The organism is Marinobacter koreensis (assembly GCF_023156285.1).
GTDB lineage: Bacteria > Pseudomonadota > Gammaproteobacteria > Pseudomonadales > Oleiphilaceae > Marinobacter > Marinobacter koreensis.
In genome coordinates this window covers 127,793-149,903 of the sequence record NZ_JAKZAJ010000004.1, presented here as the reverse complement: position 1 = coordinate 149,903, position 22,111 = coordinate 127,793, and the positions used below count along the sequence as shown (strand labels likewise).

The following is a 22,111-nucleotide window of genomic DNA, read 5'->3' as shown; positions in this document are numbered from 1 at the left end:
AAAGGGCTGACCATCAGGCCAGCCCGAGCGCCCGCGCGTGGTGGTTCAGATGATCCTCAATGAATGAGGCAATGAAGAAATAGCTGTGATCGTAGCCCCGGTGCATCCTCAGGTTGATGTGGTGATGGAACTTTTCACAGACATCCGCCAGCGCGTCGGGATTGAGCTGGCTGTCCAGGAACTCGTCCGCCGTACCCTGATCCACCAGTAGCGGTAAACGCTCCCGGGCGGTGGGAATCAGTAACGTGGCATCCCATTCTTCCCATCGGCTCTGATCGTCACCGAGATAACCACGGAAGGCTTTCTGTCCCCAGGCGCACTCGGTCGGATTCGCGATCGGGGCAAACGCCGACACTGACCGATAAAGTCCCGGATTCTTGAGCGCGCAGATGAGGGCGCCGTGACCGCCCATGGAGTGGCCGCTGATGGATCGCTGGTCAGTCACCGGCAACGCCTGTTCCACCAGTGCCGGTAATTCACTCACCACGTAATCGTACATGCGATAGTGAGCCGCCCAGGGCTCCTCGGTGGCATTGATGTAAAAGCCGGCACCGGAGCCAAAATCGTAGCTGTCATCCTCGCCGGGCAGGTTCAGCCCCCGGGGGCTGGTATCCGGGCAGACAATGGCAAGCCCGAGTTTCGCGGCCAGCTTCTGGGCGCCGGCTTTCTGCATGAAGTTCTGGTCGGTGCAGGTCAGGCCGGAGAGCCAGTAGAGCACCGGCACCGCCTTCGGCTCTCGCCCCACTGCCGAGGGCGGCAGAAAGACCGCAAATTCCATATCGCCGTTGACCGTTTTCGAAGTATGGCGATAACGGCGATGCTCCCCGTCAAAGCAAACATTGGTGGATAGCAGTTCCATAAGTTTCCTGGTCCTGAAATAAAATGAAGTCAGTCCTCGTCGGCGCTGGCGTATCGGGGCATTTCCGCACCAAACCCCGTTTTGGCCAGCTCCGACAGGATAGCGGTACGAGTGACGATGCCAACCAGTTTTCCATGGTCCACCACCGGGTACACCTTCGGCTTGCCGGCACCGAGATTCTGTGCCAGATCCACAACCGCCAACTCCGGCGACACCGTCAGGGGCTCGCGGAACATCACATCGTCCACGGTCGGATCGCCCTCATGGTGGTAGCCGCTCACCAGCAGGGCATGAATACAATCCTGTTCCGAAATGAATCCCAGGACATGCCGCTGGTCGTCCACCACCGGCAATCCGGTCACGTGGTTGCCAAGCAGCGCCTTGACCACCGAGGTCAGAGGCGTGCCAACCCGTATCGGTTCGATGTGATTCCACATGACATCGGACACTTTCAAAGAACGCATAGGCAGATCCCTCTTTCATGGCTCGCTTGTGGCCAGGCAGAACCTGGCATGCTTCTCCCTAACCATAGGCAAAGGGCACCCAAAAGGAAATCGGATTCCTCAATAACAGTTTACAGCGAAAAATATCCGACTAAACTCAATCGGTTATACCCTACAGGGTCAAAAATCCAATTCCATCCGGCAGACAAAGGGAGATCCCCGTGGAAGCCATCCAGCATTTTTTCAGCAGCGTTAACGGTCTGGTGTGGGGGCCTCCCATGCTGGTCCTGATACTGGGCGTCGGCCTGTTCCTGAGTATCGGTCTGAAGCTGATGCCGATCCGCAAACTCGGTGCCGGTTTCCGGCTGATGTGGACCGGTCGCAAGGCCACCGGCGCCGAATCCGAAGGTGAAATCCCGCCATTCCAGGCACTGATGACCGCCCTCTCCGCCACAGTGGGCACTGGCAACATCGCCGGTGTCGCAACGGCGGTATTCCTCGGCGGGCCCGGCGCCTTGCTGTGGATGTGGCTGACGGCACTGGTGGGTATGGCCACCAAGTATTCCGAGGCCGTTCTTGCCGTGCGTTTCAGGGAAGTGGACGAGCGTGGCAACCATGTTGGCGGCCCCATGTATTACATCCGGAACGGGCTGGGGCAGAAGTGGGCCTGGCTGGGCATCCTGTTTGCGATTTTTGCGGCCGTTGCCGGCTTCGGGATCGGTAATACGGTTCAGGCCAATTCCGTGGCCGATGTGATCGAAGCGAACTTCGGTGTGCCGCACTGGATCTCGGGCGTGGTCCTGATGGTACTCGTTGGCCTGGTACTGATCGGGGGCATCCGCCGGATCGGTCACGTGGCCAGTGCCCTGGTGCCGTTGATGGCGATTTCCTACCTTGTCGCCGGGGTTGTGGTACTGGCCCTGAACGCGTCCGAGATTCCAGGCGCCCTGAGCCTGGTATTCCAGCACGCCTTCACGCCGATCGCTGCCCAGGGTGGTTTTGCCGGTGCCGCGGTCTGGGCCGCCATCCGCTTTGGCGTAGCCCGGGGCATCTTCTCCAACGAAGCCGGCCTGGGCTCCGCCCCCATCGCCCATGCTGCCGCCCAGACCAAGGATCCGATCAACCAGGGCATGGTGGCCATGCTCGGTACCTTCATCGATACCATCATCATCTGTTCCATCACCGGTCTGGTGATCATCACATCCGGCACCTGGACCCAGGGCGTGTCCGGTGCGGAGTTGACGTCCCTGGCGTTCGCCGAAGCGCTGCCCGGTGTCGGCAATTACATTGTCGCGATTGCACTGGCCATCTTTGCCTTCACGACGATCCTGGGCTGGTCGTTCTACGGTGAACGGTGCATCGAGTTCCTGTTTGGCGTCAAAGCCATCGTGCCCTACCGGGTCGCCTGGATTCTCGCCATTCCGGTGGGTGCCACACTCAAACTGGGCTTCGTATGGCTGGTGGCAGACACCCTGAATGCCATGATGGCACTGCCAAACCTGATCGCCTTGCTGATGCTGAGCCCCGTGGTCTTCAAACTGACCCGTGAGCACTTCGCCCGGCAGCAGGCACCCGGCGTACGATGAGTGTCGTGGTGAGGTGGGTACGACACCCTTGTATTCACCTCATCCGCCACCATGGAATGTCGTATACACTGTTAATTCCACCTCCGGCAGAGTCATGCCGAACCCTGAAAGTTACTGGCAACACACACGATCAAGGAGATCAGTCATGAGCTTACGTTTAGGCGATACTGCACCGGACTTCGAACAGGATTCCACGGAAGGCAAGATTCACTTCCATGAGTGGCTGGGCAACAGTTGGGGGATTCTGTTCTCTCACCCGGCGGATTTCACACCGGTGTGCACCACCGAGCTGGGACTGACGGCCAAGCTGAAGGACGAGTTCGAAAAACGCAACGTCAAGGCGATCGCCCTGAGTGTCGATCCGGTGGACTCACACCACGACTGGATCAAGGACATCAACGAAACCCAGGGATGCGCGGTCAACTTCCCGATCATTGCGGATCACGATCGTACCGTGTCTGATCTTTATGACATGATCCATCCGAACGCCAACGACAGCCTGACCGTCCGGTCCCTGTTCATCATTGACCCGAACAAAAAGGTCCGGCTGATCATCACTTACCCGGCGTCAACCGGTCGTAACTTCAACGAGGTGCTCCGGGTCATCGACTCGCTGCAACTGACCGACGAGCACAAGGTAGCGACTCCGGGTAACTGGGAGCGTGGCGGCGACGTGGTGATCGTGCCCTCCCTCCAGGACGAGGAAGAGATCAAGCAGCGCTTCCCGAAAGGTTACAAGGCCGTGAAATCCTACCTGCGGATGACACCGGACCCGAAATCCAACTGGAGCGGCGAGTAAACGCTGAAAACGGGGCCAGACGAAACCTTCCTCTGACCCCAGGCTAAAAAAACGGGCAGCCCGAGGGCTGCCCGTTTTTTGTCTGCGTACTGCTTCTGAATCAGAACGCCGGAACCACCGCACCCTTGTACTTGTCCAGGATGAACTGCTTCACCGCGTCGGAGTGCAGGGCCGCAGCCAGCTTCTGCATGGCCTCGCTGTCCTTGTTGTCCGGACGTGCCACCAGAATGTTCACGTAGGGTGAATCGGAACCTTCGATCACCAACGCGTCCTTTGTCGGATTCAGGCCGGCCTCGAGCGCGTAGTTGGTGTTAATCAGCGCCAGGTCCACCTGGTCGAGAATCCGGGGCAGGGTTGCCGCTTCCAGTTCCTTGAAGTCCAGGTTTTTCGGGTTTTCAGCAATATCGCGCGGTGTAGCGGTGATCTTGCTGGCGTCCTTCAGTTTGATCAGGCCCGCCTTCTGCAGCAGCAGGAGCGCGCGACCGCCATTGGTCGGGTCGTTGGGAATCGCCACCACGGCGCCGTCCTTCAGATCGTCGAGGGAGTCAATCTTGCTGGAGTAGGCACCAAACGGTTCCACGTGCACACCGGTGACCGCCACCAGATTGGTGCCACGGCCTTCGTTGAACTCATCGAGGTACGGCTGGTGCTGGAAGTAGTTGGCATCCATCCGCTTCTGCGCCACCTGGATGTTCGGCTGGATGTAGTCAGTGAACACCTTGATATCCAGATCCACGCCTTCTTTGGCCAACTTGGGCTTGATGAATTCCAGGATCTCGGCATGGGGGACCGGCGTCGCTGCCACGGACAGTTTCTCTGCGGACGCGGACACCGAGAAGGTGGTTACCGCAGCGGCCGCCAGGGCCACGAGGGTCTTTTTGAGGTTCATAGATTTACTCCTTGAGTGGATCGTTGGAAAAATCGGGCAGTTGCTATTTACGACTGAAATAGAGCACCAGACGGTCACCGACCATCTGGAGTACTTGCACAAAAATGACCAGTAAGGCGACCGTAATCACCATCACGTCGGTCTGGAATCGTTGATAACCGAAGCGGATGGCCAGGTCGCCCAGGCCGCCACCGCCGATGACACCGGACATGGCCGCGTAGGACACCAGCGTAATCGCGGTGACGGTAATGCCGGCGATAATCCCGGGCAGGGCTTCCGGCAGCAACGCGCCGAAGATGATTTGTCGTACCGTGGCGCCCATGGCCTGGGTGGCCTCGATGATGCCCCGGTCCACTTCACGCAGCGAGGTTTCCACCAGTCGGGCGAAAAACGGGGCGCCGCCGGCGACCAGCGGGGGAATAGCCCCCGCAACGCCGAGGGAGGTGCCGATCAGCATGACCGTGAAGGGAATCATCACGATCAGCAGGATGATGAACGGTACCGACCGCAGCACGTTGACGACGAACGACAGCACCGCGTAGGCCACCGGCTGCTCCAGCAACTGACGCTTGCCGGTGAGGAACAGCAACACGCCGATGGGCAGACCGATCAGCACGCTGAATGCCAGTGACAGACCGACCATCACCAGCGTGTCCCAGCTGGCAAAGCCGATTTCCGCCCAGTCTACATTGCTCAATAAACCTTCCATCAGCGCACCACCTCCACATGCACGTCCGCAGCATCAAACGCCTGCATGGCCAGGTCGAGGTCACCGCCCACCAGAGACAGGGTTAGCTGGCCATAGGGGGTATCCTTGATGTGATCGATACGCCCCGACAGGATGCTGAAATCCACGCCGGACTGGCGTGCGACGCTGCCCAGCAATGGCTGGTACGTCGATTCGCCCTTGAAGGTCAGGCGGAGGATCCGGCCGTTGGCCTTCTGCAGATCTTCCTGTAACTCCTGGCCGTCGATATTCTCGCTCTCGAACACGAAATCGCGGGTCGTGGGGTGCTTCGGATGCAGGAAGACGTCACTGACCGGTCCCATCTCGACCACCTCACCGGCGTCCATCACGGCCACCCGGTCACAGACCCGGCGGACCACGTCCATTTCATGGGTGATCAGGACGATGGTCAGGCCCAGCTCCCGATTGATGTCCGCCAGCAGTTTCAGGACCGACTGGGTGGTCTGGGGATCCAGGGCACTGGTAGCCTCGTCACACAACAGAATCGTCGGTCGGCAGGCCAGTGCACGGGCAATACCGACCCGTTGTTTCTGGCCACCGGAAAGCTGGGAGGGGTATTTGTTGGCATGATCGGTCAGGCTGACCCGGGCCAGTAGCTCGTCCACCCGATCCCGGATCTCGGCCTTCGAATAGATGCCGGCGAGCTTCATCGGGAAGGCAATGTTGTCGGCAACGGTTTTCGACGACAGCAGGTTGAAGTGCTGGAAAATCATGCCCACTTTGCGACGGAACGCCCGCAGCTGGGCCGGGTTGTAACCGACGACGTCTTCGCCATCAATCAGGATGCGGCCGCCGGTGGGCGGTTCCAGGAGGTTGATCAGCCGAACCAGCGTGGATTTGCCCGCGCCGGAGTGGCCAACGATGCCGAAGACCTCGCCGGTTTCAATGGTCATATCGGTGGGATGCAGCGCAGGGATCGCCCGGCCGCCCACCTGATACGACTTCTGTACCTGGTCGAATACAATCACAGTCAGCGCCTTGTGGGTGCAGCGTTAAAACCGGCGATTATAGCGCATTATCCGTGCAAACCCGAATGAGAACGAATGCCAATCATCGCCAAACCGTATGGGTAGTTGCCCTTACAATGCTGCCACCAACGGTTACCTGACAGGAGTGCCGGACCTGCTCTAAACTGTTCATTCAAGAGGCATCTTTTTCCAACCTACCCACAACCGGCCCGAGAACAATAACGTGACCAATCAGAGCGAGACGCTTCCCGAACGCATGACATCGACCAAGGCATGGGTCACCTACCTGAGCAAAGTGGAATTGCCGGTTCTTGCCAACACCCTCAAACGCATCAACGAACTGACCGACAGCAGCAACAGCACGGTCAACGAGCTGGCCAATGTGATCCTCAACGATGCCCAGCTCACCTCCCAGGTCCTGCGGCTCTCCAATACCGTGTTCTACAACCAGACCCGCACCCAGGTCAGCACCGTCAGCCGAGCCATCACCCTGATCGGCTTTGATGCCGTCAAATCCATGGCCATCTCTTCACTGATCGTTGACAGCCTGCTACAGCGTAATGACCGCCCCCATCTGCTCCGATGCCTGGCACGGGCCATTCATGCCGCGGTCCAGGCCCGCTACCTGATGCCCAAGCGCAATGAAAACGCGCTGGAAGAAGTGTTTATCGGTGCCCTGCTGATGAACATTGGCGAGCTGGCGTTCTGGTCCTGTGAAACGCCGCAGGCGAACGAGCTCGAAGAGCGGCTGCGGCTGGAGGAGCCGCCGGTTGAAGCACAGAAGGCTGCTTTGCACACCACCTTTCCGGAAATCACCCGGGGTCTGGTGGAAGCCTGGTCGCTTGGGCCGTTCATCCGCGACGTGGTTTCGCCGGGGCAGCCCAACTCCATGGCCAGCAGCCTGGTTCGCCACTCTGTGGAGATGGCAAGGCTGGCGGAGCAGGGATGGCGTGGCGCCGAGATGGACAAGGTACTCGAAAGCCTGAGCAAGGACACCGGCGAGGCGCCGGCCACCCTCCGCGACCGGGTCAAGGTAAACGCCGGCGAAGCCGCCAAGGTGGCGGTCTCGCTCGGCATTCCCCAGGTCACGGCAATGATGCCGGGGAACCAGGAGGAATCCGGCCCGGAAAAGGCGCCGGACATCGACCCCAACCTTCAGCTGCAGATACTCCGGGATCTGACCCTCAGCCTGGCGGAAAAGCCGGACATTAACGAAATCTGTCAGCTCGTCATCGAAGGGATCCACCGGGCCGTCGGCATGCAAAGGGTGGCCTTGCTGATGAGCGACCGCAGCGGCCAGTTGCTGCTCCCTCGCAAGCTGGGCGGTCGTGGCACCGAAGCCTGGCGGGACAACCTGGCTCTGAAGAAGGATCGGTCCGGCCCGCTCGGCGGCCTTTTACCGGAGAACGGCTGTGTCATATACCAGCCTCCTGCCAACGCGCCGGGTGTCGACTTCGACCGCTGGCTGGGCAAGGTTCCCGCGCTCACCGGCACCCTCAAGGCCGGCGACCGGCTGGTGGGACTGTTCTATGCCGACAACGCCGCTGCGGGCTATACGCCGTCCGCCGAACAGCTGACGGCGTTCGAGCACTTCATCCAGAACGCCCAGCTCTGCCTCACCCTGCTCTCCAGCCGCGGGTAAGGCAGGGACTGGTTACAGGGAGTAGAGCTTGGTCACGTGCAGGATCGGCCCGGTCGGTGCGCCGGTCGGCGATCCACCACGAGGCTCCAGGCTGATGGCCAGCGTGCGGCTCTTGGACAGGGCCTGACGGGCCTCGTCGCTCAAACGGACCGTGTGTACGCCACCAGCCGGAATCACACCCAGTGACAACGGCTGGCCACTTTCGGGTACAACCCAGAGCTCATAGTCCTTACCGGTGGCGGCGGCAGTCGCGGCCACCGAACGCAGTTTCAGCAGGCGGTCGGACGCGGACTCCGACACCAGCCACAGCGGGTCTTCCAGGTTGGCCTGGACCACTGCACCAGAGAGCTGACCAGTGTCGGGCTGACGAGGCTGCTGCACCAGGACCACCGCCAGCACCAGCACCGCCGCTGTTGCCACCAGACTCCAACCGGGCCAGAACCAGCGGGCAAAGCCGGAGCGAGTCGGTTTGGCCTGAGCCTGCTGCGGCCACAATTGCCGTTCGATACCTTGCCAGACCGACCGGGGCGGCGCCTCTTCGGGTAGCTCTCGGCTCAGTTCGCTGAGGCGCTCCTCCCAGAACCACACTTCCTGACGAACCCGTCCGGATTCCATCATCCATTGTTCGAAGCGTCTGCGGGCTGGCCCCTTCAGAGAGCCAAGCACATACTCGGCCGCCAGTGCCTCGATACGTTCAGGTGTCTTTTTCATCGTTCCAGGCACCTCTTCAAGGCGATCAACCCACGGCGAATCCAGCTCTTTACCGTTCCGATCGGCGAACTCAAGGCCTGCGACAGCTCCTCGTGAGTAAATCCGCGGTAATAGGACAACAGGATGCTGTCTCTCTGGACATCGGACAACTCATCCAGACACCCGGTCAAACGGCTTGCACCGGCATCCCGCAGGGAAGACTCCAGCGGACCACTCCGGCCATCATCCAGGTCCTCAAGACCTTCGTCACCCATCGTCGGGCGGGCCTTCCGGGCGCGCATGAGATCCAGCGTCCGATAACGCGCAATGGTCATCATCCAGTTGAGCGGTGCGCCCCGGTCGCGATGGTATTCGCTTGCACGGTGCCAGATCTGAACAAAGGCATCCTGCAGCGCCTCTTCCGCCAGATCCCGCTGCCCCGCCAGCTTGAGACACATCCCGAACATTCGGGCCGCCACCAGTTCATACAGCTGCCGGAATGCATCCCGGTCATCCCGGGCGATCTGCATAAGCAGCCTCATCAGTCGGTCATGGTCGGTGTCTTTCTGGGCATAAGCCACGTGTGGTCCTCCCTTTTTAACAAGAATACGAAAGGACGGGGATTGGAGATGCAGCAACCGGGGCCGATTACAAATTTTTACAGGCAGGTGCATCTCACCCGAACCGGCGCCCGTTTCTCCTTGTGCAACACAACAAAATCTGTGTGAGGAGAGAACAATGAACACTGTCATCAAAACATCGGCTGTCGCGGCGCTGGGTGCGGCCACCCTGCTTTCAACCGGCATAGCGCAGGCCTCCAGCCATCGCGAGGCTCCGTTCATTACCGAGATGCCCAAAGTCGATGCCACCGACTTTTACATGTTCCGCAGCTACGAGTCCGGGCGGAGCAATTACGTTACCCTGATCGCCAACTATCTGCCCCTGCAGGATGCCTATGGCGGTCCCAACTACTTCGATATGGACGACGACGCCCTCTACGAAATCCACATCGACAACAACGGTGACGCCAAGGAAGACCTGACGTTCCAGTTCCGATTCGAGGATCAGTTGACCGACAAGCAGATCCCCGTGGGCAGTGAGATGGTATCGGTACCGCTGAAGAACATCGGCGATGCCACCGACGACGCGAACGTTCAGGTTCGCCAGCGGTATACGGTCAAGGTCGTTAGCGGCGATCGCCGCAAGGGCACCGTTCAGACCGCCACGAACGTGGATTCCGGCACCGAGTACTTCTTCAAACCGCTGGACAACATCGGTGAGAAGTCCTTCGGCGGCAACATGGACCCGGCGGCTTACGGAACCTATGCCGACCAGCACATCTACACCATCAACCTGCCGGGCTGCAGCGCCAATGGCCGGGTCTTCGTTGGCCAGCGCAAAGAAGCGTTTGCGGTTAACCTCGGGGAAATTTTCGACCTGGTGAACACCAATCCGCTCGGTGCCCGGGATGCGGAAGGCCCGGGGGACCTGGTGGACAAGAACGTCACCTCCTTCGCCCTGGAGGTGCCCACCTCCTGCCTGACCGGTTCGGCCATGACCGCCGGCGGTGATCCGGTGATTGGCGCCTGGACGAGCGCCAGCGTCCGCCAGGCCCGGGTCATCAACCGTGCCCCGTCTGCCAATGGCAAAGGCGCGACCATCGAGGGTGGTGCCTGGGCCCAGGTATCCCGGCTCGGTATGCCGCTGGTGAACGAAGTGGTCATCGGTCTGAAAGACAAGGATCGATTCAACGCCAGCGAGCCCATGAACGATGGCCAGTTCCTGACCTACGTGACCAATCCGACGTTGCCTGAACTGCTGGAAATCCTGTTCAGCAGTGCCGGGGCCGAGGCACCAAACAACTTCCCGAGAACGGATCTGGTGAGCGCCTTCCTGACCGGCATCGACGGACTGAACAAGCCCGAGGGTGTAACCGCTTCCGAGATGCTTCGCCTGAACACGGCGATTGCGGTCACGGCCGCCGGCTCCCAGAACGACCTGGGTGTACTCGGTGGTGACACCGCCGGCTTCCCCAACGGACGACGCCCGGTGGACGATGTAGTGGATGCCGAACTCCGTGTCGCCATGGGGGCACTGACCACCGACGCTCCCAACAAGGATGTTCCCTTCACGGACGGTGTCCAGCTGGATCCGAACACGCTGAGAACCACCTTCCCGTATCTGGCAACGCCGGTCGCCGGCTCACCGAACGGACTGTGAGGAGGCCGACATGAAAGCGATTATCAACCTGGGAATTGCGGCCTCCACCGCAATCCTACTTAGCGGCTGCTTCGGAGGCTCCAGCTCCGATTCCCGGTCGGGATCCGGCATCGCCGCTTCGACAGACTTCACGACGTTCGTGAAGAAGGAAATCGCCAATACCCGTGACGATCGGGAGGCGGTCAACATCAACTCGGTGAAGTTCAGCTTCAATGACCGCAACAATGCGCAAGCCTACAGCGATCTGTTCAATCAGTAAGCGGTGGGAACGGTGGCGGGTCTCCCGCCGCCGTCTCTCCGCCTTTCTGATTCTGATGGTGCTGTCGACGGAGCCGGCCTTCGCCGGCCCGTCTCCGATTAATCCGGATTTTGCGGATACGGCCATTCTGGCGCAACTGCCAAACGTCCGGGTCAACACCGCACAACCACCGTCCTCACCGGAAGCCCTGGCCAGCCAGGTCCACGAATACATACGACAGGCCCGGTCCACCGGCGATCCACGTTTTATCGGTTACGCCGAAGGTATCCTCTCCCCCTGGCCGGAGAATCGGATGACCGACGAGCTTCGGGTCCTGAGAGCCACTCTCTACCAGAGCCAGCACAAATTCGACAAGGCACGGACCGACCTTCGGACCGTCATCCAGCAGGGTTATGGTCCGCAGCGATTGCAGGCTCTGCTGACCCTGGCAAACGTGCAGACCGTGCAGGGGCGCTACGATCAGGCCCGAACGGCCTGCCAGCAACTCCAGCAGGCAATGCCCGGCCTGATCTCACAGAGCTGTCTGGCGCTGGTGGATGCCCGCACCGGCCAGGCCAGAGAGGCTTATCAAACACTGCTTGCCGGATACCGACAGGCCCGGGGGGCAGCAACGTCGGAACAACTATGGGCCCTGGGTACCCTGGGCGATCTGGCCGATCAGCTCGACAACGACAAAGCCGAGCAGTACTGGCGCGAGGTTCTGCTGTCCAACCCCGACGATCTCTATATCCGGGCGGAGCTGGCCGACTGGTACCTGCGACATCATCGGGCACAACCGGTACTCGCACTCACCCGGGGCTATGAAAAAGTGGATTCCCTGGCAGTGTTGCGGGCCATTGCCATGAGGCGACTCGATCACCCCGATGCTCCCACACTCGTCCAACGACTGCGGGAACGATTCAGCGAAGCCCGCTGGCGGGGAAGCATGCTGCACAAGCGGGACTACGCCCGGTTTCAGCTTCACGTTGAAAACGATCCGGAGCTGGCACTTGAATTCGCACTGGCCAACTGGAAGACCCAGCGCGAGCCACCCGATACCCGACTGCTGCTTCTCGCCGCCCGGGAGGCCGGCCAGACCGAACGCTCCCGACCGGTCCGGCAATGGCTGGCCAGTCATCATCAGACCGATGCCCGTTACCCCGGAGACACGCCATGAGTCACCATAACCCGCTCGCGTTCGCGGCACTCTGGGTAGCGTTGCTTGCACTGATGTCGCCGGTCGCACACGCCCACAAGGCCAGCGACAGCTTTATCTATATCAGCCCTGACGAGGGCCACCTGCGGGTGGATCTGGCGCTCAGGGACCTCGCTTTGCTGGTTTCCCTTGATCGCAATGGCGACCAGGCCGTGAGCGGCGCGGAGGTCCGGGCCGCCAGACCGGCCATCACCCGCACCGTCGAGCAGGGCGTGATGGTCAGCAATGCCGGAGGCCCCTGCCGGCTGACCGGTCAGCGCTGGGGCATCTCCGAACACAGCGACGGAAATTATGCGGCGGCCGATTACCGGATTGACTGCGCCGATGGCGGCACACCAGACACGCTGCGCTATACGCTGCTGTTCCACATCGATCCCTTGCACAGGGCACTGGTCAGCATAGAAGGCAGTAGCGGTTCAAGGCTGGCGGTGTTCGGCCCTGAAACCGGCGAAATATCACTCGGAACCCGTCCCCCCTCACCATGGCAGACGTTCCTGACCTTCGTGCATCAGGGCGTGCTACACCTGTTGATGGGGATGGATCACCTGTTCTTTTTGCTGGTGCTCGCCATCCCGGCGACACTGGGTGTGCGGGCAGCGACCGGGTCTCGCAGGGCATTGGGGCTGACGGCGCGAATAAAGAAACTGGCTGGCATCGCCACCGCGTTCACCGTTGCCCACTCGATCACGCTGGCGCTCTCGGCCCTGAACATCGTCAATCTGCCCAGCGCCTGGGTGGAAACCGCCATTGCCCTGTCCATCACCGTTACCGCCATCAACGTGATCTGGCCCGTTCTCGGCGAACGGACCTGGCTGTTGGCCTTCGGTTTTGGCCTGGTGCATGGCTTCGGGTTCGCCAGTGTGCTGTCGGACCTGACCAGTGGTCAGTCGGAACTGGCGTCGGCCCTGGCGGGTTTCAACATCGGCGTGGAACTAGGGCAGATCGGTTTGCTGCTGGTTGGTTTCCCATTGCTGTATGCACTGGCCCACCGACCTGTGTATGAACGGGCGATGGTGCCGATCATGCTCGCGGTAGTCGGCGTCACCAGTCTGGTCTGGGCGGGCCAGCGAGTGCCCCTGCCCGGCTGGATCGGGTGACGCCTTCCCCCTAGTGCAGTGACCGCATCTGCCGTGGGTAGAGCGCAGCACTGACTTCCGGCTCTTCCAGCAGATCGGCGAGTTCCCGATCCACCTCGGTCTCCTCACCCTCTATCGGCAACGGCTCAAACAGGGTGCTGAGCCAGGCCGCCACGGAGGGCGCTTCCTCACGGCGATAGTCGGTGGACAACGCCTTGATCCGGCGGAAACCGATGATCCGCTGGTGGCGGGGATCACGGATCTGCTCGAAGCCGCGCCAGTAGACATGATCCCGCGTGTGGAGCTGTACGAAGAGGGTGTCGATGGGACTGCTGCCTTCGTCATCCGCCTCCGTCGCTGCTTTCTCTTCATCGGTTTGCTTCTGCCGGATAGTCGTCCAGGCCGGGTAGAGCACAGCCACCGCATCGGCTTCCACATGTTCGCGGGCCGCCCGCAGAATCAGGCCCCAGCGGGCCTTGTCGGCATCGGTTTCAAGGGAGTTTATGGGCAAATCATAGCTTTGCTCACTGGACAGGACGATCGCCATCATCGGGGCATCCAGTTCCCCCATGGCTTCGGCCTGTGCTACGGATACAAGATCGTCGATTGCCATCGGTTGGTTCATAAGACGCACGCCTCCTCGATGCCATCAGGTAGGTCAGGAAGAAGATGTCTTCCTGACTGACAGCATAGCCTGTTCCGACTACAAAGATAAACGTGGAGTTCGCCCGGCTGGATCACAACCCCCTAAAACGCGCCTTCGAGCCGTTCGTAATGATTGAACCACGGGTTGGCTTCTTCCAGCTGGGCCGCCAGTTGCAGCAACAGGCCCTCGCCACCATGACTCGCTCCGAACTGAACGCCCACCGGCAATCCGGACTGGGTCCAGTGCAGCGGCATGGACATGGCGGGAGTCCCGGTCAGGTTGGCCAGCTGAGTGAAGGGCGTACGCGCCAGACTCTCCATGGCCATCTGATCGACCTGGCCACTGCGATGGACCAGCTTCCCGGCCTTGAGGGTCAGCATGAGGCGGGCCGCCAGTTTCAGGTGAGCTGGCGTCTCCAGCTCGCCGATGCGGGCCGGCAGCTGGCCAGTGGTGGGGCAAAGGTACAGATCATAGCCTTCGAAGAAAGTCCCCAATGCCCGGGCAAATTCGTTCCACTGCTGCCGCCGACGGACGTAATCCGGCAACGGCATGGTCCGCCCCAGCATGCCGATCAGCCGGGTATCCAGCTCGAAATCGTCCTCCGACGCCCCGAATTCCTCCCGCGCCCGGTCCATCAACGCCGAGACTTCGCCGAAGTACATCCCCAGATAACACCGGGCCAGCGCCATGCCATCGAACTCCGGCCGGGCATACTCGACCTTGTGGCCCAGGTGTTCCAGGGTCCGGGCCGTGGCCTCGACCGCGGCCACACACTCGGGAGCCACGTCTGTGTCGTAGGGTGACGACGTGAACACGCCGATCCGGAGCTGCCCGGGGGCTTTTTGCATCAGTTCCCGATAAGGTTGTGAGGGTGGTGCGATCACGAAAGGATCGCCCACGGCGGGTCCACTGAGTACATCAAGCATGGCGGCGCTGTCGCGTACCGTCCGGCTCACCACATGGTCCGAGGAGGCACCGGTCCAGGCTTCGCCCATGAACGGGCCGCTGGAGAGGCGTCCGCGCGAGGGTTTCAGACCAAACAGACCATTGTAGGCGGCCGGGATACGGATAGACCCGCCGCCATCGTTGGCACCGGCCATGGGCACGACGCCAGCGGCCACCGCTGCACCTGAGCCACCGCTGGAACCACCCGGCGTGAGATCGGTGTTCCAGGGATTACGACAGGGCCCCCAGAGTTCCGGTTCGGTGATGGCCTTGAGGCCGAACTCGGGCGTGGTGGTGCGACCGAGGATACGCACACCACCAGCACGGGCACGCCGGACGAATTCCGAATCCCTGGGCGCCACGTTGTTTTTCAGTCCGCGACTACCAAAACTGCAGGGCTGTCCACCCTGTTCCTGGGCCAGGTCCTTGAGCAGGAACGGAACGCCGGCGAAGGGCGCAGCTTCCGGGAAATCCTGCTCCACCGCCTCGGAAAACTGGGGGTGACAGATGGCGTTCAGCGTCCCGTTAACCTGGGTGGCCCGTTCAATGGCCGCGTCACAGACTTCGCGGGCAGTAATATCGCCACGGGCAATCAGGTCGGCAAGGGCGGTGGCATCGTATCTCAGGTACTCAGCTTGCTTCATAATGGATTCCGTTTGTTATTCTGTTGGCTGAATGGTGACGGGTGATACACAGATGAACCGTAAACTCAAAAGCTTACGCCAGCTCCTGCTGTTTTTCATCCTGGCTGCACAGGCCTTGTTCAATGGTGCCAGAGCGCAGGATACCGATCCCGCCGCTACCACCGAAAGCAGCGACTGGACCGAGGTCATCCGCGCGTCGCCCTATTGGGTCAGTCAGGGGGTGTATCGCAATATCCTGACCATTCGGCAATGGGTACTGGAAGAAAGCGCCTACTGCACTGACAGCGACCGCCACATTCTGTTCGACATGCGCGGCCAGTTTCTGTCCTGGCTGGCCGATGGACCCGACAGTGAGCACACCCAGAAATTGCTGAACGAAACCCGCCAGTCCCTCTTCCAGCGGGGTCGTGTCGACTCCTGGGTGCCCGGCAGTGATGGCCAGACCGGCTACCCGTTTGCCCTGTCCTGCGACCAGCCCCACGTCAACCTCGACGAAGCCATCGCCCGCTACCTGGGCACTCTGCCTCCGGATCGGCTGTGGGGGAGCTGGGACGATCTGACGTTTGCCGACGCGGAACAACCAGGCAGCCTGCACGACGCTCTGGTGTATGTCTTCGACACACGGTCGGAGCAGGGCCGGATTGACCTGCCACCGGCCATTCGTCATCACATTGCCGGCCAGATCCTGATTGAAAGCGGGGGACAGGCCCGGGCCCATTCCGCCGCCAATGCCCGGGGCATTCTTCAGCTCTCACCCACCGCACTGTCCGATTGCCAGATCAAACCGGACAACTACTGGCACCGTCTCGCACAGCTCGACTGCGCCCTGCGCCTGACAGCCCAGAATGCGCGAAACATCCGTCCGGCCTTCGACGCCCGGTTCGGCGACCTCCCCGACGACAAGCGCCAGCGTCTGTTCAACCTGCTGCTGATCCAGGCCTACCATGGCGGAGCCGCCCGGGTTCAGGCACTGCTTGAAGACGAGACGCTCTCCCGGCCCGCTGCCTACTTTGCGCAACATCAGGAACGGTTTACTGCCGGGGACATTGCCTTTGGCATGGTGTTCCACAACCTCGGCCGGGACCGCCTGGGGCTGGCGTCCCTGTATTATGTGGCGGATGTCCAGCTGGCCAGCAACGCACTGTGCAAGACGGCCAGGCTGAGCAAGACGGATTTCTGCGAATGGAAATGACGCTGCTTCCCGACGCGCTCCCGCCAAGCATTGCAGTATTCCTGCTGGCGTGTTCGGTACTCACCTCCATGATTACCGCCAGCCTTGGCGCCGGGGGAGGTCTGCTCCTGCTGGTCCTGATGGCCGGATGGCTGCCACCGGCGGCGATCATACCGGTGCACGGAATGATCCAGCTCGGTTCGAACGCGGGCCGCATGTCGCTGACCTGGAAACACGTGGACTGGAGGGTGATCGCCGCGTTCGCCCCGGGCGTCATCATCGGTGCCGGCCTGGGCAGCCTTGTGCTGGTCCATCTGCCGGAATACCTGTGGCAGCTGACCATTGCCCTGTTTGTTCTGTTCCTGTGCTGGGGACCGCCACTGCCAAAGGGTGCATTCGGGCGTCCCGGGATTTTTCTTGCGTCGGGGCTGACCAGTTTCGCCAGCCTGTTCGTGGGCGCGACCGGGCCTCTGGTGGCGGCATTCGTCAAACAGATTCATCGGGACCGGTTTACCACGGTTGCCACGTTTGCCTCGGCGATGACGCTGCAGCATCTTCCCAAGGCGCTGGTCTTCACGCTGGCGGGATTCGTGTTCTCGGACTGGCTGGTGTTCATCCTGGCCATGATTGTCTGCGGCTTCGCCGGCACCTGGCTCGGGCTGCACGTGCTCCGAACCATGGACAACCAGAAATTCTCCCTGATTTTCAACATTACGCTGACCGCGCTGGCCCTGCGCCTGCTCTGGCTTTCCGGTGTCACCGCCGGCTGGTGGCACTGGCCCGCCTAGGCGTCCTCATCGCCTTCGTCGGGAGGCAACGGCACTACCACCACCGCATTGCGGCCCCTGGACTTGGCCGCGTACGTCCCTTCGTCTGCCCGGCCCATCACTTCCCGTGGACCGCTGTCCCGGGGGCTCACCTCTGTCAGCCCGATGGATGTGGTAACGCCATAACTCCGACCGTCCTGTTCGATACGGAGCGACTCCACCGATGTCCGGATTTTTTCGGCCAGGGCCTCGGCCCGGGTTAGCCCGCAAGCCGGCAGGATAATACCGAACTCATCCCCGCCAAGCCGGGCGACGGTATCCGAGCTGCGGACCGCGTCCTTGAACAATTCTGCCAGCCGCCGCAACAGATCGTCCCCGACCAGGTGACCGCCCTGGTCGTTGACCGGTTTGAAATGATCCAGGTCGATCAGCATCAGCACCGAAGGCACATCCTGCCGACCGGCTTCGCCCAGGATCTTGACCAGTGAGGACGTAAACGCCCGACGATTCAGCAGCTGGGTGAGGCTGTCGTGGGTCGCCTCCCAGGACAGGCGTTCTTCTTCCCGGCGCCGGGTGCTGTCATCCCGGAGGACAAACACCATCCTTTCGTTATGGAGCCCCTGCCGGATGTGCAGCATGGTCAGGTCAATATCGAAAACCTCGCCCTCACTATTGCGCAAAGTACAATAGAGACTGTCGAGTTCCTCCGATGCCAGGAAATCCTCCCTGGACCACACCCTGTCCTCCGTTTCTACCGTGATGTTCTGGAAAAAGGGATGATCGCTCCAGTCACCCTCAATGCCCAGGAAGCGACAGGCAGCAAGATTGGCATAGCGGATGACCCCATTGACATCCACCATGAGCACTCCCTCCTGCAACACGCCAAGAATACTCTCGGCCCGTTGCTGCTCCTGGCGCAGTGCGTCTTCCACCTCCAGTTCGTGGGTGATGTCCTGAACCACCGTAATAGTACCCAGGGTTTTGTCCGGCGTTCCGATCACAGCCGACATGACGTCGGCCCAGACCTCGCCAAGCCGGGTCGGTGTGTCGAGCCGCAGCCGGGTGCGGTAGATGCTCTGATGGTGCAGCGCAACACGCCAGCCATCGAGGATCTGGGCCCGGGTATCCGGGTGCACGGTTTCCATGATGTAGGTTCCCGCCAGCTCCTCCTGGGTATGCCCCATGATGTTTTCATACGCCGGATTCACAAATTCGATACGGCCAAGCACGTCGGTCTGAACAATGCCGATGGGGGCGCTGCGGGTCAGGGAACGGAAAAACGCCTCCCGCTCCGCCAGATGGGAGAGGACATCGTCACGCTCGTCCATGACCCGGTTGAAGGTTTCCGCCACCTGTCTGATCTCAAGACCGCCGGCGATGTCCACCGGGCCACTCCGATCGCCCAGGTGGCTTTCCTGAATCTGACGGCCCAGCGTTTTCAGGGGAGCCATCAGGCGCCGGAACAACCAGAGTGCCAAAGGCACAACCACAGCAACGACAGCCAGCAGTATCCAGACAAAGGAATCCGCTATGCGGGTAATGGGGGCAAAGGCCTCGCGTTCGGGCCAGACGGCCACCACAAACCAGGGCACCTGGGCCAGCTGCTGCACCGACATGACGCTGGTTTTGCCGTCCCCGTTTCGGCCCAGACGTGTCCCCTGAAAGCCAGACATGGCATCCCGGAACACAGGGTTGTCCGGATCCGCCATCTTTAACGGTGCTTCTCCGGGGCTGCTGATCACGGTGATACCATCCCGGGTAATCACTCTCACGTACCCCGTGTGGCCAATCCGGACGCGGGCGATGTCTTTCATCAGGCGTCCGCTCTGAAGGGTCATCGCGCCGCCAATCATGCCGATAAAGCGGCCCTTGTGGTCGAAGATGGGTGCGGCGACCATCAATGCCGGAAGGTTCTGGTAGTTGGACAGGTAGGGGGCGCTGATCACAGGCGTCAGCTGACTGGAAGCGATCTTGAAATAGTCCCGATCCGACACGTTGATACCGGTCTGATGGTATTTCTCCGGCGTCTCTGCCAGCACCTTACCGCCAGCCCCGATCAGGTACACGCCATCGAACTGGTGTTGAAGCGCCACCTGCTGCTGAAGAACAACCCGGGCTCTACCCTGAAAGGCCTCTTCTGACATGGTGAGGTTGCTGGCGACATGGCTCAGGGTCTCCAATCGGCGCCTGAGCCGGTCATCCAGCTCACTGGCCACCAGCTCGGCAATGGTCTCTACCTGCGCCCTCGCCTGGTCCTCCAATTCTCCCCGGCTGAGGAAGGAATTCGCCAGAGTCAGCACCAGTGCCGTGACCAGAACCGCCGCCACAACCAGCGCCACAGCGCGGTTGACCAGACTCCCGAACCACTGTCTCAGTATCACGCCAGTCCGACTCCTGAGCGGGCCAACAGATGGAAGATAGGCACCTCCGGTAACATTTCCTGCCTTTACGACTGTTATACGGCTGAACAATCTATCGGTTGGCTTTCAGTCTAGCAAACTGCGGTTTCACCTACCGCGACGTTAATCAAGCCTGGCCGGTAATGAGTCGCCTGCCGGGCGATTGCTTGCCTCGGCCGCAATACCTCGCCCACTCGCCGGGCAGGTTCTTGCCCGGACACGCTGACCCCAACTCCGTTTTAGAGCCATCCCCTTGTTTTCAATAACATTTATGGAAATGGCACAGCCCTTGTTAAGACAAACACGGTCCAGGGAGAACCCCAAGGACCGATTTTCATTCAAACGTCACGGAGCAGACTATGCCAACCCCTTGTTATATCAGCATTGAAGGACAGACCCAGGGCAACATCACCGCCGGTGCATTCACCTCCGATTCCGTCGGCAACATCTACGTCGAAGGCCACGAAGATGAAGTACTGGTCCAGGAATTCAGCCACGTTGTCACCGTACCGACCGATCCCCAGTCCGGTCAGCCCTCCGGTCAACGCGTGCACAAGCCATTCAAGTTCACCTCCGCCCTGAACAAGGCCACCCCGCTGATGTACAACGCGCTGGCCTCCGGCGAAATGCTCCCCAAAGTCGAGCTGAAGTGGTACCGCACTTCCGTTGAGGGCAAGCAGGAGCACTTCTTCTCCACCATCCTGGAGGACGCCACCATTATCGACATCAACTGCAACATGCCCCATTGTCAGGATGCCGGCAACGCCGACTTCACCCAGCTGGTCACCGTTTCCCTGTCCTACCGCAAGGTCACCTGGGAGCACGCCGTGGCGGGGACGTCTGGCGCTGATGACTGGCGTTCGCCGATCGAGGCGTAGGTCCAGCCTGGACAGTTTAGAGGGAGCGGCAAGTGCCCTCTCTCTATTTACGACTTTAAAACTTTGAGGAGCCCGGTAGTGAGCGACGTTAACCTCACTGAGGAAGAGATCGCCTCTGTGCAAGCAATCGTCAAGGCGTTTTACGGTAAAAGAGTCGCGAACCGTTATCATGCTGGCAGCATAACAGCGCAAACAGTAGAGCTTACTGCACAGCTCATCACCGGAACGGAAGTGTGCAGCAAATGGATTGATGCCGTTCCAAACCCTAAAGACCTCGTTGCCCCGGCAAACGGCATCCGCAAATGGGCAATCCGTGTAGTCAGGGCTGCCGCCGAGCCATTTGCCCGTGGTAACCTTGACATCAGCTACACCTGCAAGCTCACTCGCGGGTTACAGTTTAGAAGCTTGCTGGAAGCCTCTTTACGATAAACATGGACGTCTCAATACAATGAAATTCGCCGTATCAATTGTTTTTGCGCTGATTCTGACTGGATGCACCTCTACCCCGTCAGTCCAATTCTCCCCGAGCCAGGATTACGCAGTCTCTGTTCAGTCAAATCTGTTCGACGCTGTCCGCATCGCCGACAATGACATAACGCTATTTAACGATGGAAAGGCCCTCGGATTCATTCGCTTGGAGCCAATCTCTGCCGATGTCCAATCGACATCTGAATTCATTGACTCCCTCAAATCAGCCTCGGCTTCTGAATCCACCGAAATCCAAGTACTCGGGATAAAATCCGGTTTTAAGGGCTTTTCAGCCAAGATCCGCGAATATCAGACGGGCTATATCATCAATGAAGAGAACCCAGATTCCCTGCTTATATTCAGCTTTCCAGAGGGCATATTTGAAAAGGTGGCGAATACAATTTCGCCTGGTATCTGAACCGTTCTCAAGGAATAAAACTAGCCAGAGGCCTGCCGACTAGATGGAACTGGTGGATGCCAACCATCATCCATCACGTTGGTCGCAATGATGTCACGCACCTGGGTCAGAATCGCCTCCGGTTCATTGGTTGTATGGCCCAGCATATCAATATCCCTTGTCGGCCGGCTGGTCGGCCCCTGCATGGCCCAGAGCATTAGCGCACCCTTGAGGGTGAAACAGCGGCCTAGGGACGATTCGCTAAGCCGGTAGAGAAACCGTTCCATGGCGTAATACTGCAACAGCTCCTGAAAAGGACGCTCCTCACTCCGGGCTTTGTTCAGCAGTTTTCGGCGAACTGATGCGGCAATGTTTCTGACCATCGTGATCTCCTTTCACTTTGGTGATTTCATTGACTGGCC

The 22,111-nt window shown here is 60.4% G+C and carries 23 protein-coding genes; 12 read left to right on the top strand and 11 right to left on the bottom strand.

Annotated features, from left to right (window positions below; genetic code table 11):
• Positions 1–13: 13 nt before the first annotated feature.
• Both fghA and MLD04_RS11985 read right to left on the bottom strand, forming a co-directional pair.
• Entirely contained in the window at positions 14–859 is an 846-nt protein-coding gene (gene fghA, locus MLD04_RS11990) for an S-formylglutathione hydrolase (protein ID WP_248158594.1), read from the bottom strand.
• 29 nt (positions 860–888) lie between these two features.
• Positions 889–1,323 carry a CBS domain-containing protein gene (locus tag MLD04_RS11985; RefSeq protein WP_248158593.1) on the bottom strand — a complete coding sequence of 145 codons (435 nt, stop codon included), beginning with the start codon at positions 1,321–1,323 and terminating at the stop codon, positions 889–891.
• Between the two features lie 200 nt (positions 1,324–1,523).
• On the opposite strand from MLD04_RS11985, the gene MLD04_RS11980 reads away from it, so the two are divergent.
• Together MLD04_RS11980 and MLD04_RS11975 are read left to right on the top strand one after the other, a co-directional pair.
• Positions 1,524–2,888 carry an alanine/glycine:cation symporter family protein gene (locus MLD04_RS11980; protein WP_248158592.1) on the top strand — a complete coding sequence of 455 codons (1,365 nt, stop codon included), beginning with the start codon at positions 1,524–1,526 and terminating at the stop codon, positions 2,886–2,888.
• A gap of 145 nt (positions 2,889–3,033) precedes the next feature.
• Positions 3,034–3,687: a peroxiredoxin gene (locus tag MLD04_RS11975; RefSeq protein WP_248158591.1), complete on the top strand. Its 654-nt coding sequence runs from the start codon at positions 3,034–3,036 to the stop codon at positions 3,685–3,687.
• 100 nt (positions 3,688–3,787) lie between these two features.
• On the opposite strand, the gene MLD04_RS11970 is transcribed toward MLD04_RS11975, so the two are convergent.
• The 3 genes from MLD04_RS11970 to MLD04_RS11960 are packed head-to-tail and all read right to left on the bottom strand — an operon-like array spanning position 3,788 to position 6,292.
• The gene (locus MLD04_RS11970) at positions 3,788–4,576 is read right to left on the bottom strand and encodes a MetQ/NlpA family ABC transporter substrate-binding protein (RefSeq protein WP_248158588.1); all 789 of its coding nucleotides are present in this window, start codon (positions 4,574–4,576) and stop codon (positions 3,788–3,790) included.
• Between the two features lie 43 nt (positions 4,577–4,619).
• Positions 4,620–5,285, bottom strand: coding sequence for a methionine ABC transporter permease (locus tag MLD04_RS11965; protein WP_248158585.1), 666 nt, complete (start codon positions 5,283–5,285; stop codon positions 4,620–4,622).
• Positions 5,285–6,292 carry a methionine ABC transporter ATP-binding protein gene (locus tag MLD04_RS11960; protein ID WP_248158583.1) on the bottom strand — a complete coding sequence of 336 codons (1,008 nt, stop codon included), beginning with the start codon at positions 6,290–6,292 and terminating at the stop codon, positions 5,285–5,287. The genes MLD04_RS11965 and MLD04_RS11960 overlap by 1 nt, the downstream gene beginning before the upstream one ends.
• Before the next feature lie 223 nt (positions 6,293–6,515).
• Between MLD04_RS11960 and MLD04_RS11955 the strand changes: the two genes are divergently transcribed.
• Positions 6,516–7,934 carry an HDOD domain-containing protein gene (locus MLD04_RS11955; RefSeq protein WP_248158578.1) on the top strand — a complete coding sequence of 473 codons (1,419 nt, stop codon included), beginning with the start codon at positions 6,516–6,518 and terminating at the stop codon, positions 7,932–7,934.
• A 12-nt stretch (positions 7,935–7,946) separates the two neighbouring features.
• Here the strand turns inward: MLD04_RS11955 and MLD04_RS11950 are convergent, their stop codons facing one another.
• Both MLD04_RS11950 and MLD04_RS11945 read right to left on the bottom strand, forming a co-directional pair.
• A complete protein-coding gene (locus MLD04_RS11950; protein ID WP_248158575.1) occupies positions 7,947–8,645 on the bottom strand; it encodes an anti-sigma factor in 699 nt (232 codons plus the stop codon).
• Complete coding sequence (locus MLD04_RS11945; RefSeq protein ID WP_248158572.1) at positions 8,642–9,205, bottom strand: sigma-70 family RNA polymerase sigma factor; 564 nt, start codon at positions 9,203–9,205, stop codon at positions 8,642–8,644. Before MLD04_RS11945 ends, MLD04_RS11950 begins: the two co-directional genes overlap by 4 nt.
• 157 nt (positions 9,206–9,362) lie before the next feature.
• On the opposite strand from MLD04_RS11945, the gene MLD04_RS11940 reads away from it, so the two are divergent.
• Genes MLD04_RS11940 through MLD04_RS11925 form a run of 4 tightly spaced genes read left to right on the top strand, consistent with a single transcriptional unit; the run spans position 9,363 to position 13,395 of the window.
• On the top strand, positions 9,363–10,844 hold the full coding sequence (locus tag MLD04_RS11940; RefSeq protein WP_248158570.1) for a DUF4331 domain-containing protein: 1,482 nt from the start codon (positions 9,363–9,365) through the stop codon (positions 10,842–10,844).
• A gap of 10 nt (positions 10,845–10,854) precedes the next feature.
• The gene (locus MLD04_RS11935; protein ID WP_248158567.1) at positions 10,855–11,103 is read left to right on the top strand and encodes a hypothetical protein; all 249 of its coding nucleotides are present in this window, start codon (positions 10,855–10,857) and stop codon (positions 11,101–11,103) included.
• Positions 11,069–12,259, top strand: coding sequence for a tetratricopeptide repeat protein (locus MLD04_RS11930; protein ID WP_248158564.1), 1,191 nt, complete (start codon positions 11,069–11,071; stop codon positions 12,257–12,259). Before MLD04_RS11935 ends, MLD04_RS11930 begins: the two co-directional genes overlap by 35 nt.
• Positions 12,256–13,395 carry a HupE/UreJ family protein gene (locus tag MLD04_RS11925; protein ID WP_248158561.1) on the top strand — a complete coding sequence of 380 codons (1,140 nt, stop codon included), beginning with the start codon at positions 12,256–12,258 and terminating at the stop codon, positions 13,393–13,395. The genes MLD04_RS11930 and MLD04_RS11925 overlap by 4 nt, the downstream gene beginning before the upstream one ends.
• A 10-nt stretch (positions 13,396–13,405) precedes the next feature.
• Here the strand turns inward: MLD04_RS11925 and MLD04_RS11920 are convergent, their stop codons facing one another.
• Together MLD04_RS11920 and MLD04_RS11915 are read right to left on the bottom strand one after the other, a co-directional pair.
• Positions 13,406–13,999, bottom strand: a complete 594-nt coding sequence (locus MLD04_RS11920; RefSeq protein WP_248158560.1) for a hypothetical protein — start codon at positions 13,997–13,999, stop codon at positions 13,406–13,408.
• A 122-nt stretch (positions 14,000–14,121) separates the two neighbouring features.
• Complete coding sequence (locus MLD04_RS11915; RefSeq protein WP_248158559.1) at positions 14,122–15,609, bottom strand: amidase; 1,488 nt, start codon at positions 15,607–15,609, stop codon at positions 14,122–14,124.
• A 52-nt stretch (positions 15,610–15,661) separates the two neighbouring features.
• Between MLD04_RS11915 and MLD04_RS11910 the strand changes: the two genes are divergently transcribed.
• Positions 15,662–16,801, top strand: a complete 1,140-nt coding sequence (locus MLD04_RS11910) for a lysozyme family protein (RefSeq protein WP_248158548.1) — start codon at positions 15,662–15,664, stop codon at positions 16,799–16,801.
• Entirely contained in the window at positions 16,792–17,568 is a 777-nt protein-coding gene (locus MLD04_RS11905) for a sulfite exporter TauE/SafE family protein (protein ID WP_248158545.1), read from the top strand. The genes MLD04_RS11910 and MLD04_RS11905 overlap by 10 nt, the downstream gene beginning before the upstream one ends.
• On the opposite strand, the gene MLD04_RS11900 is transcribed toward MLD04_RS11905, so the two are convergent.
• Entirely contained in the window at positions 17,565–19,928 is a 2,364-nt protein-coding gene (locus tag MLD04_RS11900; protein WP_345799621.1) for a sensor domain-containing diguanylate cyclase, read from the bottom strand. The two genes, MLD04_RS11905 and MLD04_RS11900, sit on opposite strands and share 4 nt — an antisense overlap.
• Before the next feature lie 377 nt (positions 19,929–20,305).
• Between MLD04_RS11900 and MLD04_RS11895 the strand changes: the two genes are divergently transcribed.
• From MLD04_RS11895 to MLD04_RS11885, 3 genes are all read left to right on the top strand, one after another.
• Positions 20,306–20,824 carry an Hcp family type VI secretion system effector gene (locus MLD04_RS11895; RefSeq protein WP_008176957.1) on the top strand — a complete coding sequence of 173 codons (519 nt, stop codon included), beginning with the start codon at positions 20,306–20,308 and terminating at the stop codon, positions 20,822–20,824.
• Positions 20,825–20,902: 78 nt separating this feature from the next.
• A complete protein-coding gene (locus tag MLD04_RS11890) occupies positions 20,903–21,253 on the top strand; it encodes a hypothetical protein (protein WP_248158542.1) in 351 nt (116 codons plus the stop codon).
• A gap of 19 nt (positions 21,254–21,272) precedes the next feature.
• Entirely contained in the window at positions 21,273–21,710 is a 438-nt protein-coding gene (locus MLD04_RS11885; protein WP_248158540.1) for a hypothetical protein, read from the top strand.
• Positions 21,711–21,730: 20 nt separating this feature from the next.
• Here MLD04_RS11885 and MLD04_RS11880 read toward each other — a convergent pair whose 3' ends face one another.
• Positions 21,731–22,072 carry a nucleotidyl transferase AbiEii/AbiGii toxin family protein gene (locus tag MLD04_RS11880; RefSeq protein WP_248158538.1) on the bottom strand — a complete coding sequence of 114 codons (342 nt, stop codon included), beginning with the start codon at positions 22,070–22,072 and terminating at the stop codon, positions 21,731–21,733.
• Positions 22,073–22,111 lie beyond the last annotated feature (39 nt).